Source organism: Pseudomonas sp. SMN5, assembly GCF_052041925.1.
Classification (GTDB): Bacteria; Pseudomonadota; Gammaproteobacteria; order Pseudomonadales; family Pseudomonadaceae; genus Aquipseudomonas.
This window is the reverse complement of record NZ_JBKGGX010000029.1, coordinates 1-19012: the sequence shown is the minus strand read 5'-3', so window position 1 is coordinate 19012 and position 19012 is coordinate 1. Positions and strand designations below refer to the sequence as shown.

The following is a 19012-nucleotide window of genomic DNA, read 5'->3' as shown; positions in this document are numbered from 1 at the left end:
CGCGGTCAGAAGATGTAGTCGGTGGTCAGGAAATTCGAATCCCGCTCCCGGATGATGTCGCTGATCAAGGCCTTGTTGCTGTCCTGGAATTTGGTCGCGACCAGGGTGCGGATGGAGAACGTACGTAGCGCGTCGTGGACGGACAAGGTGCCTTCGGCCGAATTCTTCCGGCCGTTGAATGGGAAGGTATCCGGACCACGTTGGCATTGGGCGTTGATGTTGATACGACCGACCTGGTTGGCGAAGGTGTCCACCAGCCTGCCGACTTGCGCCGGGTCGGTGCCGAAAATGCTCAGTTGCTGGCCGAAGTCGGACTCGAGTACGTAATCGACCACAGTATCGAGATCGCGATAAGGCACGATGGGCACCACCGGGCCGAATTGCTCTTCGTGGTAGACGCGCATCGCGGTGTTCACCGGATAGAGCACTGCCGGATAAAAGAACGAGCTTCGCGATTCGCCGCCGTGGGCATTCTGCACGGCGGCGCCTTTGGCGACCGCATCGGCCACCAGCGAATGCAGGTAGTCGACCTTGCCCGCTTCGGGCAGTGGCGTCAGTGCCACACCGTCCTCCCACGGCATGCCGGGTTTCAGGGTGGCAAGCCGAGCATTGAATTTTTCGATGAAGGCCGGCGCCACGTCTTCATGGACAAACAGGATTTTCAACGCGGTGCAGCGCTGGCCATTGAAAGACAGCGAGCCTGTCAGCGCCTCGCTGACGGCGTTGTCCAGGTCCACGTCCGGAAGCACTAGGCCAGGGTTCTTCGCGTCCAGCCCGAGGGCGGCACGCAAACGGTGCGGACGCGGATGAAGTTTCTTCAGGTCGCTGGCGGCCTTGTTGGTGCCGATGAACGCGAAAATGTCGATCTTGCCACTGGCCATCAGCGCACTAACGGTTTCCCGACCACTGCCGTAGATCACATTGATTACCCCGGCCGGGAAGCTGTCGCGGAAGGCTTCGAGCAACGGACGTATCAGCAGTACGCCTGGTTTGGCCGGCTTGAACACCACCGTGTTGCCCATGATCAGCGCAGGAATCAGCGTGGTGAAGGTTTCGTTCAACGGGTAATTGTAAGGCCCCATGCACAACGCCACGCCCAGCGGTACGCGACGGATCTGCCCGAGGGTGTCCTGTTCCAGCTCGAAGCGGCTGGAGCGTCGGTCCAGTTCCTTGAGGGCGTTGATGGTGTCGACGATGTAGTCACAGGTGCGGTCGAACTCCTTCTGCGAGTCCTTGAGGTTCTTGCCGATTTCCCACATCAGCAGCTTGACCACCGCCTCCCGTTGTTCACGCATGCGCGTCAGGAACGCCTCGACATGGGCGATGCGCTCGGCCACGCGCATCGTTGGCCACTGGCCTTGACCCCGATCGTAGGCACGTACGGCAGCGTCAAGGGCGGTGAGGGCGGTCTCGGCATCCAGCAGCGGCGTGCTGCCGAGAATCACCTGCTCATCGCCATCGGCACGTGTCAGGTAGACCGGGCTGCGGACCACGGCCAGTGGCCCCTGCCAGGTACGCAACACACCGTCGACCAGGTATTCGCGCTGCTCGGTCAGGCCTTCGAGACGGTAAGCGTCCGGGATATCGGCAGCGTCGGGGAACAGGTCGGCGAGGAAGGGGGCTGTGGTCATGTCGTTACTCCATCAATGAAATGAGCCATGGGAAGGCTTGCAGGCGTAGATTGTTTTTAGGGTTATACGCCTTAATGGAGGTGGTTTTTAAGTAGGATGAGCTGGCAATGGCTTTTTTGACCGCCCTCGACCGGGGAAATACAGCGGGCCGGCGGCTGGCTGCGCCGGCCCTGTATCGCGGGATTTACCAGCGCATCCGTACGCCCATGCTGGTGATGATCCCGTTCAGGTCGTTGTCGTCGACATCGCTGCTGTAGTCGGCGCTGACGTACAGGCTCACTGCCGGTGTGACCCGAGCCACCAGGCCCAGGCCCACCTCGACCGTGGACGACTTGCGGCTGCTGCTGATCTTGTCGACCTTGTCCAGGCTCAAGGTCTCGGTGTTCTGCACGGTGTGCCACAGGTTGGTAAGCACATAGGGCTCCACACCGAGCCCGTTGAGCTGGTAATTACCTCTGAATCGGGCGCCGACGCGACCGTTCCAGGCGCTCATTTCGTTGCGGTTGCCATTCTCGGCGTTCGGGGTGTCGAGAGAGACGCGCTGGTTGATCAACTGCCCCTAGGGTTCGACCACCCAGTTGGTGCTGATGCCGATCGGAAACCCACCTTCGACCGACAGCGTCACTGCGCTGCCTTCTGCTGCCTGGCGTTGGCCTTGTTCGGTCCGGCTGTAGCCGTTGACCCGGCCACCACTGGCACTGAGGTCCACGTGCCAGCCCGCCGGGCCGGTCAGGCTCCAGTAGGCACCAAGAAGACCGTTGCGCCTGCGTCAAGAAAGCCGCGGATGTATGGAAACTCTTGATCAGACCCGCTAATGGAGTGATTCCTCTGGCATATTTTCTGTCAATGAACCGTCTCCGGCCTACCAGCTGATCCGCACGCCGAGATTGCCCGCCACACTGCGTTGTTGGTTGCTGTCCAGGTTGTTGCTGTAGTCGGCGCCTGCGTAAAGGCTGACCGCAGGCGCCAGGCTGACAATGACCCCAATGCCTAGGTCGGCGGTAGAGGATCGTTGCTGGGTCTCGACCCGGTCGGTGTTGTCGAACGTCACGGTATCGGTACCGGAAAAGGTGTGCCAGAGGTTGGCACGCAGGTACGGTTCCACCGGCATGCCGCTGACCTGATAGCGGCCCTTGAGCCGCGCACCGAGGCGACCGGTCCAGGCACTGTCGGAATCGAATTCGACCCGGGAGACCCCATCGTCCTGGGTATCCAGGGAGACTTTCTGATGGATGATCTGGACTTGGGGCTCAAGCACCCAATCGTTCGCCACGGCGAAAGGGTAACCGGCCTCTGCCGAGAGGGTCAGGGCATGGCCCCGGTTATCAATCTTGAGGCCGCGTTCGGAGCGGCTGTCGCCATTGAGCCGCGTGCCCATCACCACCGCATCAACGTAGCCGCCGGTAGGGTCGATGAGCGTCCAGTACAGGCCATAGCTGTCGCCGTCGAGGTCGACTTTACCGGCGCGTCGGCCTTCGAAGCCGAGGTTGAAGCCATCGACGTTGCCATTCAATTCGGTATGGCCGACAAAAAAACCGATGCGCTGGGTCTGGCCGCCGGACGTTGGCGCGCTGTACAGGTCGTTACCCACCTGGAAGCCCTTGATGGACCCGTCGAAGCGCGGCGTGACGGTGCCGGCCCAGGTCTGGTCCAGATCCTTGCCATAGACCCGACCCCAGCCGGCCCCGAATGCACCGGTCTCGGTCAGCAGGCGCTGGTCGCCCTGACGGTCATGGAACGTGCCCAGGGCCATCAGGGTCAGTTGCGCTGCCACAGGTGGCATGGCGGACCAGGTGGGCACTTCCGGACGATACAACGGGATCGGCGCCGCGCCCGCGACGGGCACCGGCAGCGGTGGCAACGGCGGCGCGGCCGGCGCGTTCGGCAGTGACGGGGCAGGGGGCGCCGCGACTGGTCCGGCCACCACTGTCGAGCGCAGGTACCAGTTGTTTGCATTGCCCGTCACGCCGCCCTTGAACAAGCGATAGTCGAATGCGCCGGCCGAGACTGACTGCGCCAGGGAAAAGGCGTTGCTGTCACTGACGGCGCCGCCCTGGGCCTGGACCACTTCGATCCCGTCCTGGGTGGTCAACCCGCCAGCTCCTCCGACGTTCGTGACGGCAATGGCGGTATTGCCGGTGAGCGTTCCGCCGTTGACCACCAGTTTGTCGCTGGGCGAACCATCAGCGCCGAGCACCGTCTGCAGGCGTAACTGGCCGTTGTTGCCGACATAGTTGCCCTGTACGGTGAGGCTGTCGTTGGTGCGGGTATTGTCGCGGGTCAGGTCGATCGTGCCGCTGTTATTGAGGGTGGCCAGTTGGCCGGCAGTGAATGGATTGACGCTGCCCTGGATCGACGTCAGAACGCTGCTGCTGTCGATGTTCAGCACGCCGGTGGCCGTGGCAGAGTCGCCCAGTACCAGTGTGTCATTGAGGTCCAGGCGCGATCCCTGAGACAGGTTCACCGTCTCCCAGTTGACATAGCGCGCCCCGGTGCCAGAGGTCGTGGCTTCGAAGGTCAGACTGTCCTGGCCCAGGCCGCCATCCAGGCTGGGAGTCGTTGCGAGTACGGTTTCATTCAGGTTGCGCAGCAGTGCCGTATCGGTGCCGTCGCCCATCAGGATCGCCGAACGGATGAGACCGCCGCTCCATTGCAGTTGGTCATCGCCGAAACTGGTCCGGACTTCGCCGACGATCTCGCCTCCACTCACCGTGACGCTGTCGTTGCCGCCGCTGACACTGACGTTGCCGCCGATGCGCCCGGCGGAAAGGATAATCGTATCCTGGCCGAACCCGGTCACCAGGTTGCCGAGAATTTCGCCGCCCGACATGTCGAAAATGTTGTCGTCGAGCTTCATGTCGACCCGCCCGATGGTGCCACCGGTCATGCGAGCCTCATCGCCGTCCTCGAACGCGCCAACGATGGTGCCGCCGGTCATCAGGAAGGTATCCAGGCCATCGCCCTGGGCCAGGGACTGGATGCTGCCGCCATTCATCACGAAATCGTCGATGCCTGAACCCTGTTCCACGTCACCGGCAATCACCCCGTTGGGGTTGATCAGGATGTGATCGGTGCCGGCGCCGAAGATGACATCGCCTTGTATGACGCCGCTGCCATTGGCTGGCATGGTCAAGGTGTTATTGCCGGAAAGGTCCGTCAGCCCGGCGCTGGTGCCGCTGTCGCAGACATGGGCATCGTCGCCCGCCGTTGGCGTCAGGGTACACGCTGCGATGGCGCTTGGAGCGTCCAATTGGAACAGGAGCAAAATCCACACAGCGTTGAACAGCCGATTGAATCCTTGATCGTGCAAGCTCATGTGCTATCCCTCTGCGTCGGTATCCCTGGACACCGGTTTCAGCATTGGTTGCACAACGGCTGGCACACAGGGGCCTGGCAACGCTCGCTGTATGGAATGGCACCCTAGCAACGAAAAGCTGGCGCCGCTACTGTCAGAACTTACAGGTCGGCGCACGCTGGAGAGGGACAGGGAGAGGGTTACAAATGCACTTCCACTGACAACGGCAGGTGGTCGCTCAGGTGTGTCCAGGGCCTGTTGCCGAGGATTTGCGGCGCGTGGCTGGTGGCGTTGCGCAGGTAGATACGGTCCAGGCGCAGCAGCGGGAAACGCGCTGGGTAGGTGCGGGCGGGGCGGCCGTGATGATGCTCGAAAGCTTCGTGCAGGTAGCCACGGCGGGCGAGGGCGATGTTGCCGCGCAATTGCCAGTCATTGAAGTCACCGGCAATGATCACCGGGGCATCCTCGGGCAGTGAGTCGAGCAGTTGGCAGAGCAACTTCAGTTGGAGTTGGCGATGGCTTTCCAAAAGACTCAAGTGCACGCAAATGCCATGGACCTCGGCGTGGCCCGGCACTTCCAGTACGCAATGCAAAAGTCCGCGTCGCTCTGGGCCGGTGATGGATACATCGAGGTTGCGGAACTGGCGAATCGGGTATTTGGACAGCAGCGCATTACCGTGGTGGCCGTCGGGGTACACCGCGTTGCGACCGTAGGCAAAGTCGTTCCACATGCTGTCGGCGAGAAATTCGTACTGCGAGGTCTGGGGCCAGTTGTCGTAGCGTGAGGCGTGGCGATCGTGCTCGCCCAGCACCTCTTGCAGGAACACCAGGTCGGCACCGGTACTGCGCACCGCCTCGCGCAATTCGGGCAGGATGAAACGCCGGTTGAGGGCGGTGAACCCCTTGTGGGTATTGACCGTCAGAACCCGCAGCCGATGAACCGCTGCGGGCGTGTCCAATGGCATGGTTTCCAGGGCCTGCCAATCGGGATCTTGAGTCACGTTCGCTCCTGAATCAGACGTACCTGTTCATGCGACTGGCGAGAGGCTGTGGCAGTTCCGGATTTTTCATGGTGACTGCACAACGCGTCACAGCCTGAACCACCGCCATCGCGAGCAGGCTCGCTCCCACAAGGAATTGCGGTGTACTCAAGCTCCATGGACGGCGATAAACCCATGTGGGAGCGAGCCTGCTCGCGATGGCGTCGGCGCTCACAACATCATTGCAAGCAGGCCAACCGCTTTCGCGAGCAAGCCCGCTCCCACAGGATGCTTGTCAGGCCTGGATCCCAAGGACATCGCAGATCCACTGTGGGAGCGAGCCTGCTCGCGATGGCGTCGGCGCTCACAACATCATTGCAAGCAGGCCCGCCGCTTTCGCGAGCAAGCCCGCTCACACAGGATGCTTGTCAGGCCTGATCCCATGGAGATTTCACAGGTTTGTAGTGCCAGGCCTGGGTTTCAGATGAACACGATCTCATACGGCATGCCCATGCGGTCGAGGATGACCCGAGGCACCAGCGGGGCGATGCCGCTGGCGGGTTCGCCGTTCAGTTGGCTGGCGTAGGCATGCATGGCGTGGCGTTTGCGCGCGGTGGTCCAGACGTCGAGGCGCAGTTTGCGGGCGCGGTGCCAGGGGATCTTGTTCTGCTCGCGTACTGGCCAGTGCCAGGCCCACACCGGCAGTTCGTTGAACGCCGCTCCGACCTCCTCTGCGGCCTGCGCGCCGGCCCGGCCGACCGTGTCGTGGTCGCTGTCGCCGTCCTTGCGCCAGGTGCCGAACACCACGTCACCGGGACGCAGATGACGGCCAATGAAAGCCGCCAGTTCAGCTTCGTGTCCGGCCAGGGCCTTCTCCGGGAAACCGCCGCGGACCCATTGCAGACCGTGGGTGGCGATACCCAGGCGGCTCAAGGCATCGACGCTTTCCTGGGGGTGAGGGCGTTGCGTGCGCAGGCGTTCATCGGTCCACAACGGTGAGCCGGGATGGCCGAGGGCACCGTCGGTGACCGAAATCAGCAATACGGGCCGGTCCAGGTTGTTCAACAGCTGGAGCAAACCGCCACAGGCGCCGATCTCATCGCCCGGGTGCGGGGCGAGGATGACGGCGCGGGCACCGCTGGGAATGAGCGTCTGGGTACTGATGATGGGGATATCGGCCAGTTGCGCAGCACTGTTCCAGATCTGCGGGTGCTGCCGGCCATGCAAGCGAGAGGCGGGTTTCATCGGGGACGTCCTTGTTGTATTCAATCTTGCAACCGGCAACGGGCCTCTGCCCGACGGCGCTCGTAAACGCTTGGTTGCGATTCGCGGTGCTCCCAATCCTGGAAACTCCCGCAGGCGAAGTATTGACCATGGCGGTCGATTCGTCGCGTCACATGTGTGTCTGAACCGGTTTTTTTTCTCCAGACTGGGATGCAGGTATCGAGAACCGCGTCCTTGCGGTTCGTTTTCGATCATTTTCAGCGCGAGGTTCAGTCCTCTTCTTCGCGCTGCAATTCGAACAGCAGCAGCGAACGCCCCGTGACGGCATATTCGGCGTCGAAGTCGAAGCGCTCCTCGCCACGGATCGTGGGCTGGTTGGTGTCGATCATGCAGGTCCAGAAGCTGCCCTCAGGCACTTGCGGCAGGCGGAAGTTGACGATGTCATGGTGCGCATTGACCACCAGCAACAGCGTCGCGTCGCCGCCCTTGCGGCGGATCCCCGTTTCCTGGGCGCGCCCGTCCATCAGCATTCCCAGGCAGCGCCCGTGGCCGTCCTGCCACTGCTCGGTGGTCATCTCGCTGCCATCCGGGGCCAGCCAGGTCACGTCCTTGACGCCGATGTCCTCGTTGTAGTTGCCCACCAGGAACCGGCCGCGGCGCAGGATCGGGTAGGCCAGGCGCAACTTGATCAAGCGCTTGACGAACTTGAGCAGCGCCGCGCCGTCCTCGCTCAGGTCCCAGTTGACCCAGCCGATCTCGCTGTCCTGGCAATAAGCGTTGTTGTTGCCGTGCTGGGTCCGGGCGAACTCGTCACCGGCCACGATCATCGGTGTGCCCTGGGCCAACAGCAGGGTGGCGAAGAAGTTGCGCATCTGCCGGTGACGCAGCGCATTGATTTCAGGGTCATCGGTCGGGCCTTCGACGCCATGGTTCCAGGACAGGTTGTTATTGCTGCCGTCCTGGTTGTTTTCGTCGTTGGCTTCGTTGTGCTTGTCGTTGTACGACACCAGGTCATTGAGGGTGAAGCCGTCATGGGCAGTGACGAAGTTCACCGAGGCGTAAGGACGTCGGCCCCGCTGGTTGAACATCTCCCCTGAAGCAGTCATGCGGCTGGCGAAATTGGCCAGTTGGCCGTCGTCGCCTTTCCAGAACGCGCGGACCGTGTCACGGAATTTGTCGTTCCATTCCACCCAGCCCGGCGGGAAGCCGCCGACCTGATAGCCACCGGGGCCGCAGTCCCACGGCTCGGCGATCATTTTCACCTGGCGCAGCACTGGGTCCTGCCGGCAAGCCACGAGGAAGCTGTGGCGCTCGTCGAAACCGTCGTGGTAGCGCCCCAGGATGGTTGCCAGGTCGAACCGGAAACCGTCGACGTGCATTTCCGTGGCCCAGTAGCGCAGGGAGTCGGTGACCATCTGCAGGACGCAAGGGTGGCTCAGGTCCAGGGTATTGCCGGTGCCTGAATCGTTGATGTAGTAGCGTTTGTCGTCGGGCATCAGCCGGTAGTACGAGGCGTTGTCGATGCCGCGCATGGACAGGGTCGGGCCTTGCTCGTTGCCTTCGGCGGTGTGGTTGTAGACCACGTCGAGGATGACTTCCAGGTTGGCCTCGTGCATGTGCGCGACCAGTTCCTTGAACTCGGCGATCTTGCCGCTGGCCAGGTAGCGGGGGTCCGGGGCGAAGAAGGCGATGCTGTTGTAGCCCCAGTAGTTGGTCATGCCCTTTTGCAACAGATGCTGGTCATTGACGAAGGCGTGGATCGGCAACAGTTCTACCGATGAAACACCCAGCTTGCGGATGTGTTCCAGCACGTCGTCGACCATCAGCCCGGCGAATGTGCCGCGCAGGTTTTCCGGCACCGCCGGGTGACGCATGCTGATACCACGGACATGGGTTTCATACAGGATGGTCTTGTCCCACGGCACGCTGACCCGGTGGTCGTGGCCCCAGGTGTGCGCGGGGTCGATGACCTTGCACTTGGGTACGAACGGCGCGCTGTCGCGCTCGTCGAAGCTGAGATCACCGTCGGGATGGCCGATGGTGTAGCCGAACAGTGCCTCGGACCATTTCAGTTCGCCGACCAATTGCTTGGCATAGGGGTCGATCAGCAATTTGTTCGGGTTGAAACGGTGGCCATTCTCCGGGTCGTACGGGCCATAGACCCGGTAGCCGTAGATCAGTCCCGGATGGGCATCGGGCAGATAGCCGTGGTAGATCTCGTCGGTGTACTCCGGCAGTTCGATGCGTTCAAGCTCGACCTCGCCGGTGTCATCGAAAATGCACAACTCCACCTTGGTGGCATTGGCGGAAAACAGTGCGAAATTGACCCCGAGGCCATCCCAGGTCGCACCGAGTGGAAAAGGCAGCCCTTCACGAATCCGCGAAGCCTCGATAACCGGCGGCGGCGTGGTTTTTTTTGGACGGGTCATAGTTGCTCCTGCAAAAGACAGATACGGCAATTCAATTCACGTAGGACGGGTGACTATGCGCTGCACCCGTGGCGGGGGATTTATCCCCGCTGGCGTGCGCAGCGCCCCCAGAAGGATTGACTTGGGTCGGTCAGTCATCCGGGCCAGATATCCGGGCTGCCATGGCAGCCCAGCGGGGATAAATCCCCCTCGCCACATTGGGTTGGTCGCGGTCAGGAGACGAGTCAGACCACCGGCGGCTTACGGGCTGCCCGGGGCTTTTTCTCGGCCGGCTTGACCGCCGGCGCTGCGGCTGTGTTCGCCGCAGGCTTGGCCGCCGGTTTAGCCTTGGGAGCGGCTGCCTTGGCGGCCGGTTTGGCAGCGGTCGGCTTGCTGGCTACCGGCTTGATAGCGTCAGCCTTGGCTGCCGCAGGTTTGCTGGTCGCCTTGGCCGGTTTGCTCGGCGCCAGGGCTTCGGCCTCCGCCAGCTTGCGCGCCATCTCCCAGTGGCGTTCTTCCTGCCCGGTGGGCTTACCCTCGGATTCCCAGATCTGATAAGCGAATTCGCGGATGCGTTTATCGTCGGTACTCATTGCAGTGCTCCTGACTAACTCAAGATTGAATAAAGACATTGACCGGGAAATCCCCCAGCGCGGCGCTGATCATCAGTTCCCCTTGGGGTGTGACTGCTGCGCTTGCAAAAAGTCCCTTCAGTTTTCCGTCCCCACTGGCAAACGGTAATTTCACGCGGGTATCGCCCCAGTCCGAGGCGGCGACTTGCGGCACCGCTGCATTTTCGAGCAGCCGGGCGGCATGGATCGGCACCACGATGATCGCCTGTTGTTGCTCGTGCTCACGCATGAACGCCAGGACCCGCTGGGCCTGCTCGCCGACCACCTCCAGCGGCTGGTAGCGGCCCAGGCGGAACAGCTGCGGGTATTGGGCTCGCACCGCCAGCGTCCTGGCGATCAACGCCTGCTTGACCCGTCCGTCGCGCCAGTCGTTGATCAATGCCGCCGGTTCGCTGTCGGCCTGTAGCGCCTCACGGCGTGCGGTGAAATCCACCGGGCGGCGGTTGTCCGGATCCACCAGGCTGAAATCCCAGAATTCGTTGCCCTGGTACAGGTCTGGAACACCGGGTACGGTCATGCGCAGCAAAGTCTGCGCCAGGCTGTTCAGCGCGCCTGCCGGTGCAATGGCCTGGACGGCCTCGGCGATGGCACTGCGCAACGGCAGCCCCTCGTCCCCCAGCAATAAGCGCTCAAGGAACATCTGGGTGGCCTGCTCATAACTATCGTTGACCGCTGCCCAGCTGCTTTGCAGCTTGGCTTCGCGCAGGGCCTTGCGTTGCCATTGCCACAGGCGTTCGTTGTACTCGGCCAACGCCTTGGGATCTTGCAGGTCGAGGTCCAGCGGCCAGCTACCGAGCAGCGCCTGGTAGAGAATCAGCTCGTCACCCGCCGAGGGAGCCGCCGGATCGCTGTGCAGCGAAGGCGAGAGAATGCGCCATTGCTCCACACAAGCGGTGTACCAGTCGGCGCGCTCGCTGAGTATCGCCAACCGGGCGCGGGTGTCTTCGCCACGCTTGTGGTCGTGGGTGGCGGTGGTCATCAGGTTATCGGGGAAGTGCGCAAGGCGCTCGATACAGGCGTTGTGGAACTCCTCTGGCGGGGCGCTGAAGCGCTCGGTGTTGTAGCCCACATCGTTACGTGACAGCAGCACCGCCGAGCGATACAGCGCCGTGTCTTCAACGGCCTTGGCGGCCGCCGGCGAGGTCAACTGCTGGAAGCGCACGCAGGCATGGCGCAGACGTTTGCGCTGGCTGCCGCGCGGGCGTTGGCGCCAGGGCATGCCACCGAGCCAGTCGGCCAGGCAATCGAGCACCGGCCAATCGGCTTCGCTGAGCGTCTGACGGGCACCCTCGAGCGCCTGGTTGAAAAACACCTGGTCCTCGGCGGAGCGGCCCAGCGGGTTGATGTAGGTGCGGTACACCGGGAAGTGCACGATCAGCTCCTGCAAAGCCCGCCGAATCGCGCCCAGCGTCAGGTCACGGGTCATCACATCGTCGCGGGCCACTTGCAGCAGGGCCTGGGCGACGCTCTCGAAGTCTCCGGCCAGTGAGCCGTTGAGAATCTGCTGGCGTGCCAGTCGCGCTTCGTCGATGAACTGCGCCGGCCGTTCGCTGTGGCGGCTCCAGAACTCGGCGAGCGGGGTGGCGCCGGCCGGATCATGCTGCAACAGCGAGATCTGGTTCATGAACTCGTAGCCGGTACTGCCGTCGACGTTCCAGTCGCGGCGCAAGGTCTCGCCATCGCCGAGGATCTTCTCGATGAAGATCGGCAGGTGGCGCGACGGTGAGATCGAATCCAGGCGCCTGCGCAGTTTGCGGCAGTACCCGCGTGGGTCGGCGAGACCGTCAACGTGATCGATGCGCAGCCCATCCACCAGGCCTTGCTCGACCAATTCAAAGATCTTGGCATGGGTGGCTTCGAATACGGCCGGGCGTTCGACCCGCAGCCCACCCAGCTCATTGACATCGAAAAACCGCCGCCAGTTGATGTCGTCCGCCGCCGTACGCCAACTGGCGAGCCGATAGCTCTGGCGCTCCAACAGTTGATGCAGACGTTCGAACCCTTCGGGCTGCGTTGAATCATAGCCACGCAGGTTATCTTCGACAGCCGCGAGGATCTCCGGTCGGGTCACCAGCTCGCGCAGTTCTGCTTGCAGCGGACGGGCGAGGGTATGGGCGTCGGTCTGGTAGTTCAGCGTGGTGAAGCGTTCGGCCAGCGCCTTGAGTGCCTCGGCCTGTTCGGCCGGCACGCTTTCTGCGGGCCGCAGCAGCTCGCCATACTGCATCGGGCAGATCGGGAAGCGGTGTTCGTAGTGCTCGACATAGAAGCTGCCCTGGTGGGCGTCGAGTCGCAACTGCAACGTGCCTTCCTGCAACGCGACCCCGTAGTCGCTGCCCAGGAACGGCAGCAGCAACTGGCCTTCGAGCAGCGGATCAGGGGAATGCCACTGGATATCGAAGAACTCGCCATAGGGACTCAGGCGCCCCCATTCCAGCAGGTCCAGCCACCACGGATTGTCATGACCGCCAACGGCCATGTGGTTGGAGACGATGTCGAGGATCAGGCCCATCCGATGCTCGCGCAGGGTTGCCACCAGGCGCCTGAGCGCTGCTTCGCCGCCCAGCTCCGGATTGACCAGGGTCGGGTCGACTACATCGTAGCCATGCATCGACCCGGCCCGGGCCTTCAGCAACGGCGAGGCGTAGAGGTGGCTGATGCCCAGTGAAGCAAAGTACGGCACCTTTTCGATGGCGTCGTCCAGGGTGAAGCCTTTATGAAATTGCAGGCGCAGCGTCGCCCGCAGCGGTTGGATTGATGTCTCTTTCATCGGTCACGCTCGTTCGCCTGAAGTCTCGCGCAGGCGAGTATTTCCAGACGCCGGGCAGCGTCCGGGTGATCCAGCAACGCCTGGCTTTCATGAGCCAGGCGGCGCCGCCAATTGGGGTGGGTGTCAATGGTGCCGGGCAGGTTGGCCTGCTCCTCGATGCCCAGGGCATCTTCGAGCGGTAGCAAGACCAGCGGCGCGCGAGTGTGGCCGAGGAAGCGCACACTGGCGTCGAGCACCTGGTCGGTCTCGCGGTGTTCTTCGCGAAAGTTCTGTGGATCCTGGTTCAGTGCATCGCGCAGGCCCTCGCGCTCGCGTTCGCGGTGTCTGCGCCATTCCATCTCGCCATGGGAGTCGACCAGGTCGAGCCGGGCGTTCCAGTCGATATCGTGCCCGTGCCACCACCCGTTGAGAGTCGGCAGGTCATGGGTGCTGGTGGTTGCCAGAGCGTCGTCCGGCCAGTCGAGGATCGGCTTGAAGCGGGCGTTGTCCTGTTCGAACAACAGCACGCGCATGCCGAGGATTGCGCGGGCACTGAGCTTGTCCCGCAAGCCATCGGGCACCGTGCCGAGGTCTTCGCCGAGAACGATGGCCTGGTGGCGGTGGGATTCGAGTGCCAGCAGGCGCAGCAGGTCATCGAACGGGTAATACAGATAGGCACCGTCGGAGGGTGGGGCATCGTTGGGGATGACCCAGAGCCGTTGCAGGCCCATGACATGATCGATACGCAAACCACCGGCATGGGCGAAATTGGCCCGCAGCATTTCAATGAATGCCCGGAAACCGTTACGCACCAGGCCTTCTGGGGAAAATGCCGAGATTCCCCAACCCTGGCCGGAGCGGTTGAGGATATCCGGCGGCGCGCCCACGGTCAGCGAAGCGAGCAGCTCATCCTGTCGGCTCCAGGCCTGGCTGCCGGCACCGTCCGCGCCTACCGCCAGGTCGGCGATCAGGCCGATGCCCATGCCGCTTGACTTGGCGGCGCTCTGGGCGCGCTCCAGGCATCGGGCAATCAGCCATTGGCAAAAGGCGTAGAAGCCGATTTCGTCGGCGTTTTCTTCGGCGAAACGCGCCAGCACGGCGCTGCGTGGGTTGCGCCAGTCTTCCGGCCACTGGCGCCAGTCGAGGCTTTCTCCCCGGGCTGCGCGTTCGGCCTGCAAGGCTTCGAAGCGGCAGTGGTTTTCCAGGGCTTCGCCACTGGTGTGGCGAAAGCTGCTGAAGTCTTCATGCAGCGGATGCTCGCCCTGGCTGAAGCCGTCGTACAAGGCCCGCAGCACTTTCTGCTTGGCCTGCGCGGCAACCGGCCAATCCACCAGCGGCTGTTCTTCGAGTGAGCGCAGTTGATTGGTCAGCCCCGTGGCGTCGATGGCGGTGCGCAGGGCCCGTTCGCCCAGGATGGTGCCGGGGGCGGCGTACAAGCTGTTGAGGAACAGGCGGCTGGACGGAGAGTAAGGGCTGTAGCGTCCGGTGTCGCTGCTGAACATGGCGTGCATCGGACTGATGGCAATCGCCTCGGCGCCGCGCTCACCGGCCACCCGTGCCAGTTCTTCCAGGGCCTGGGTGTCCCCGAAGCCGCCGTCGCCAGGGCGGCGCAACGCATACAACTGCGCGCTCAGGCCCCAGGCCCGTGGTGTCGGGTCATCCACCGCATCGGCCACGCTGTAGCAGCGAGCGGGCGCGACCGCCAGAGTGAAGTCCTGGTCCCGGATACGCACATGCTGGTAACCCACCGGGATCATCCCCGGAAGCCGGGCGTTGGCATCGAGTTTGAGGTTCAGCGTGGAGCCGTCCTCGCACTGGATTTCACAGGCCGTCTCGGCGTCGAAGTAACGGCTCAGGTCCAGGCTTGAGCCCACGTCGACGGTGAGCAGCGGTGGCAGTTGGTGGTTCTGTTGATCTTCTTGCAGTTGCAGCAGGCTGGCGTCGATTTCCTGGGCAGTGCCGGCTGGATGGCCAAGGGCCGTGAGGACCGAACGCAACACCGCCGGCGAGACTTTCTGTGCCCGGCCGTTGGCGTCGATCCAGTCCACCGCCAGGCCTGCGCGGCCGGCGAGGATTTCCAGTTGCGCATCACTCATGGACGCTCTCCAGTCAGGTTGGGCAAGGTTGCCGCTTGCGTCAGGGTGACCAACGCGCTGTAGGGCGCCAGGACGCCCTGTTGCAACTGACCCATGGCCTGCTCAGGATGTTCGAAAAGAATGCGTGCATCTTCGGCAGCGGCATGGGCCACCGGTCGGTCGCTGAGGTTGAGGTCGATGCGCAACACGCTGCCGTCGCCCAGTTGCCAGCGCGCACTGACCGCGCCGTAGCCCAGCACGACGGTATCCAATGCGTGCGCCCCCGGCAGGCGTGGGACGATCTCTTCACGGCGGATTTTCAGCAGGCTGCGGTAGAGCGTCTCGTTGGCCAGTTGTTCAGGTTCGTGGGCCTCCAGGTTCGGACGCGAGGATTCGAACGTCGGGGCGGCGTTGGGATCGGGGATCCGTTCGCGTTTTTCCGGATCCGCAAAGGCACTGAAGGCCTTGAACTCGTTGCGCCGGCCTTCGCGCACCAGCTCTGCCAGTTCGCCGTGGTGACTGGTAAAGAACAGGAACGGTTGTGGCGCCTTGGTTTCATCGCCCATGAACATCAGGGGGATCATCGGGCAGAGCAGCCACAGGACGGTCGCCGCTTGCAGGGCCTGGGGCGGCGCGAGTTGGTGCAGGCGCTCGCCCAGGGCGCGGTTGCCGATCTGGTCGTGGTTTTGCAGGAACAGCACGAAGGCACTGGGGGGCAGATGGCCGCTGGGCTCGCCCCGGGATTCGCCGTGACGGTTGATGTGCCCCTGGAACACGAAGCCCTGGCTGAGGCAGCGCGCCAGCTGTTCCGTCGGTTGTTCGGCGTAGTCGGCGTAATAGGCGTCCGTCTCGCCGGTCAGCAATACGTGCAGGGCGTTGTGGCCGTCGTCGTTCCACTGCGCGTCGTAGCCCTGTTCCAGCAGGCTCGCCTGGTTGTGTTCGTTCTCGACAGTCAGCCAGACGTAGCGGGTCGGGTCCACCTGCTCGCGGACCCTGGCTGCCAGTTCCTGGAGAAAGTCCGGGCTTTCGATGGCGTGCACCGCGTCCAGGCGCAGGCCGTCGAAACGGTATTCCAGCAACCACATGAGTGCGTTGTCGATGAAGAAGTCCCGCACTTCGCGGCGACGGAAATCGATCGCCGCGCCCCAAGGGGTGTGCTTGTCTTCACGAAAGAAACCCTTGGCGTAGCGGTGCAGGTAGTTACCGTCCGGGCCGAAATGGTTGTAGACCACGTCCAGGATGACCGCCAATCCATGACCGTGGGCGCTGTCGATCAAATGCTTGAGTTGTTCCGGGGAGCCGTAGGAGGCCTGGGGCGCGTAGGGCAGGACGCCGTCATAGCCCCAGTTCCGGTCGCCGGGAAATTGCGCCAGCGGCATCAGCTCGATGGCGGTAACCCCAAGCCCCGCCAGACGCGCCAGTTGTTGCTCGACACCTTCGAAACCGCCAAGGGCGCCGACATGCAGTTCGTAGATTACCGCCTCGTACCAGGGGCGACCGCGCCAGTGGGTGTGTCGCCATTGGTAGGCATGGGGATCGACCACCACACTGTGGCGATCAAGGTCGCCGGCCTGGGCGCGGGAAGCGGGGTCCGGCACCTCCAGTTCGCCGTCGATGTTGAAGCGGTAGCCGGTGCCGGCGGGGCAACGGGTCTGGATCATGAACCAGCCGTCGGACTGGGGCAGCAGCGGTATTGAATCTCCAGTGTCCAGCTCGACACTGACAAAAAAAGCATCCGGGGCCCAGAGGGCGAAGCGGGTGTGCTCGGCATCGAGCATGACCGCGCCATGGGTCCATGTATCACGCGTCCTTGACGACATTGCTACCTCATTGTCTGGCCGATTTGCCCAGTGACTTCGCCACCAGTTGTTCGTAGAGCTCTGCGTAGGGCTCCACCGCCTTGCTCCAGTTGAAAGGTGCCGACATGGCTCGGCAGCGCATTGCGTTGAGCAGGTCAGGGTATTGAAAAACCTTGAACGCCCGGCCCAAGGCCTGTTTGTAGCTGTCCACGGTTGATTCATCGAACAGGAAACCGGTGATGCCATCCTCGATGGTGTCCGCCAGTCCGCCGGTATTGCGCGCCACGGGCAGCGATCCAAAGCGCTGGGCGTACATCTGGCTCAAACCACACGGTTCATAACGCGAAGGCATCAGCAGGAAGTCGCTGCCGGCAAACATCCGTCGTGCATCGGTTTCGTTGAAGCCGATGCGCACGCCGATGCGTCCGGGGAAGCGCAGCGCCAGCTCACGCATGGCCTGTTCTTCTTCCGGTTCGCCACGACCGATGATGGCGATCTGTCCGCCTGACTCGACGATGAACTCGGCGACGGCTTCGGTCAGGTCCAAGCCTTTCTGGTAAACCAGGCGCGAGACCACGGCGAACAACGGGCCGTCAGAGTCGTGCAGCCCGAACAGCTCACGCACATGGGCCGCATTGACTGCCTTGCCTTCCCAGTCACCGATGGCGAATTTGCGGAACAGGTGAGTATCGGTGGCCGAGTCCCAGCTCTCGTCGATGCCGTTGGGAATGCCGCTGAGCAGACCCTGCTGGGTCTTGGACGCGAGGAAGCCGTCGAGGCCGCAACCGAAGGTCGGGGTGGTGATTTCCTGGGCGTAGGTGGCGCTGACCGTGGTGATGTGGCTGGAGTAGGCCATGCCGGCCTTGAGGAACGACAATTTGCCGTAGAACTCCATCCCTTCCTGTTGCAGCGCATGTTCGGGGATGCCCAGTTCCGGGCAGCACGCCAGGCTCACCACGCCCTGGTAGGCCAGGTTGTGGATGGTGAACAGGGTTGGAGTGCGTTGCCCGCGCCAATGCATATAGGCCGGTGCGAGGCCGGCTGGCCAGTCGTGGGCGTGGACCAGGTCGGGGCACCAGTGGATCTGCGCCAGGTTGGCGGCGATGTCCGCGGCAGCCAGTCCCAGGCGGGCGAAGCGGATGTGGTTGTCAGGCCAGTCGCGGCCGTTGTTGGCACCGTAGGGCGAGCCTTCGCGCTCGTAGAGTTCCGGGCAGATCAGTACGTAGATCACCAGGCCATCGGCCATGTCCATGCGTCCGATCTTGCAGGGCGGCAGCGCAGCGTGGCCGCCCAGTTCGCCGATGATGTGGATCGGATTGCCGCTTTGCATCACTTGCGGATACCCGGGAATCAGGATCCGGACATCATGCAGCCCGGCCATCGCCCGCGGCAGCGCGGAGGACACGTCACCCAGGCCGCCGGTTTTTACCAGGTCGGCAATTTCCGACGTTACGAACAAGACCTTCTTGCGATTGGGATTCTGTCGAACGACGGGGAGCAGTGCCTTGCCGCCGGTGGCCAGCACCGGAGCCGTCGGCGATTCGGCCGCCGGCGGTAGTTGTGAACGGACCTGTTGTGGTTCCAAGGCAGCACTGATCATAAATATCTCCCATGTTTTCGATCTGTTTCCGGCAAGCGCCAGAGCTGTTGTTTCATTGGCCGAATCCTGCGGCCAGGCGCACAAGCGCTACGCAAGGAAAGCAAAACACTGCCCTTGCGGCGAAGCGAATCAAGTGAAGGAGCTGCTGCAAGGACTATTGCAAGGACTGCACCAGTCGTTGTTGCCCTACCTTTACCCTGACCTGTCGCCGTTGCGAAAAGTTTCGACTTTTTTTCGTTCGGATGACTGGCCGGTTTTTTCGCCGGATTGCGAGTCTAGGGTAGAACTTAGAGCGGTGCGGGACGGTTCGTCGAATTGTCGGACAATCACGTTTTTTGTCGGCAATGTCTTACATGAGGCGGGGTAAATCCCACCCGACGAAATGCAGATGATGGAAACGTAAATGATGTATGGGGTGGTGGGGGTTTTTGTGTCGGTGAGCGATGGGATGGCGTGATGCACTATTGTGGGGCGCTCCTGATGGCGGCCTTTTAATAGCGCTCCGATGGCGGCACTTTCCCCCTTGTGGGAGCGAGCTTGCTCGCGATGGCTGTGTCATAGTCGACCTGGATTTCCGGGTACATATCCATTTCTGCGGTAACGGCCACTTAGGGTTCCGCCT

General features: G+C 62.8%; 10 protein-coding genes and 1 pseudogene. All 11 read right to left on the bottom strand.

Going from position 1 to position 19012, the window contains the following annotated elements; all coding sequences use genetic code 11:
* Positions 1-5 precede the first annotated feature (5 nt).
* Entirely contained in the window at positions 6-1631 is a 1626-nt protein-coding gene (locus ACLEJR_RS23130; protein ID WP_440816756.1) for an NADP-dependent glyceraldehyde-3-phosphate dehydrogenase, read from the bottom strand.
* Between the two features lie 184 nt (positions 1632-1815).
* Positions 1816-2382, bottom strand: a pseudogene (locus ACLEJR_RS23125) (autotransporter domain-containing protein); the annotation flags it as partial.
* Between the two features lie 111 nt (positions 2383-2493).
* The gene (locus ACLEJR_RS23120; protein ID WP_440816754.1) at positions 2494-4947 is read right to left on the bottom strand and encodes an autotransporter family protein; all 2454 of its coding nucleotides are present in this window, start codon (positions 4945-4947) and stop codon (positions 2494-2496) included.
* Between the two features lie 179 nt (positions 4948-5126).
* Complete coding sequence (locus ACLEJR_RS23115; RefSeq protein ID WP_440816814.1) at positions 5127-5891, bottom strand: endonuclease/exonuclease/phosphatase family protein; 765 nt, start codon at positions 5889-5891, stop codon at positions 5127-5129.
* A 495-nt stretch (positions 5892-6386) separates the two neighbouring features.
* A complete protein-coding gene (locus ACLEJR_RS23110; RefSeq protein WP_440799481.1) occupies positions 6387-7151 on the bottom strand; it encodes a PIG-L deacetylase family protein in 765 nt (254 codons plus the stop codon).
* Between the two features lie 248 nt (positions 7152-7399).
* Positions 7400-9559 (bottom strand): glycogen debranching protein GlgX, encoded by a 2160-nt coding sequence (glgX, locus tag ACLEJR_RS23105; protein ID WP_440816751.1) that lies wholly within the window; start codon positions 9557-9559, stop codon positions 7400-7402.
* Positions 9560-9783: 224 nt separating this feature from the next.
* Positions 9784-10131, bottom strand: a complete 348-nt coding sequence (locus ACLEJR_RS23100; protein ID WP_440816750.1) for a DUF2934 domain-containing protein — start codon at positions 10129-10131, stop codon at positions 9784-9786.
* A 19-nt stretch (positions 10132-10150) separates the two neighbouring features.
* Complete coding sequence (locus ACLEJR_RS23095; RefSeq protein WP_440816748.1) at positions 10151-12937, bottom strand: malto-oligosyltrehalose synthase; 2787 nt, start codon at positions 12935-12937, stop codon at positions 10151-10153.
* On the bottom strand, positions 12934-15012 hold the full coding sequence (gene malQ / locus ACLEJR_RS23090) for a 4-alpha-glucanotransferase (protein WP_440816745.1): 2079 nt from the start codon (positions 15010-15012) through the stop codon (positions 12934-12936). Before malQ ends, ACLEJR_RS23095 begins: the two co-directional genes overlap by 4 nt.
* On the bottom strand, positions 15009-16811 hold the full coding sequence (gene treZ / locus ACLEJR_RS23085) for a malto-oligosyltrehalose trehalohydrolase (protein WP_440816743.1): 1803 nt from the start codon (positions 16809-16811) through the stop codon (positions 15009-15011). The genes malQ and treZ overlap by 4 nt, the downstream gene beginning before the upstream one ends.
* A 7-nt stretch (positions 16812-16818) precedes the next feature.
* The gene (gene glgA, locus ACLEJR_RS23080; protein WP_440799499.1) at positions 16819-18390 is read right to left on the bottom strand and encodes a glycogen synthase GlgA; all 1572 of its coding nucleotides are present in this window, start codon (positions 18388-18390) and stop codon (positions 16819-16821) included.
* Between the last annotated feature and the right edge of the window lie 622 nt (positions 18391-19012).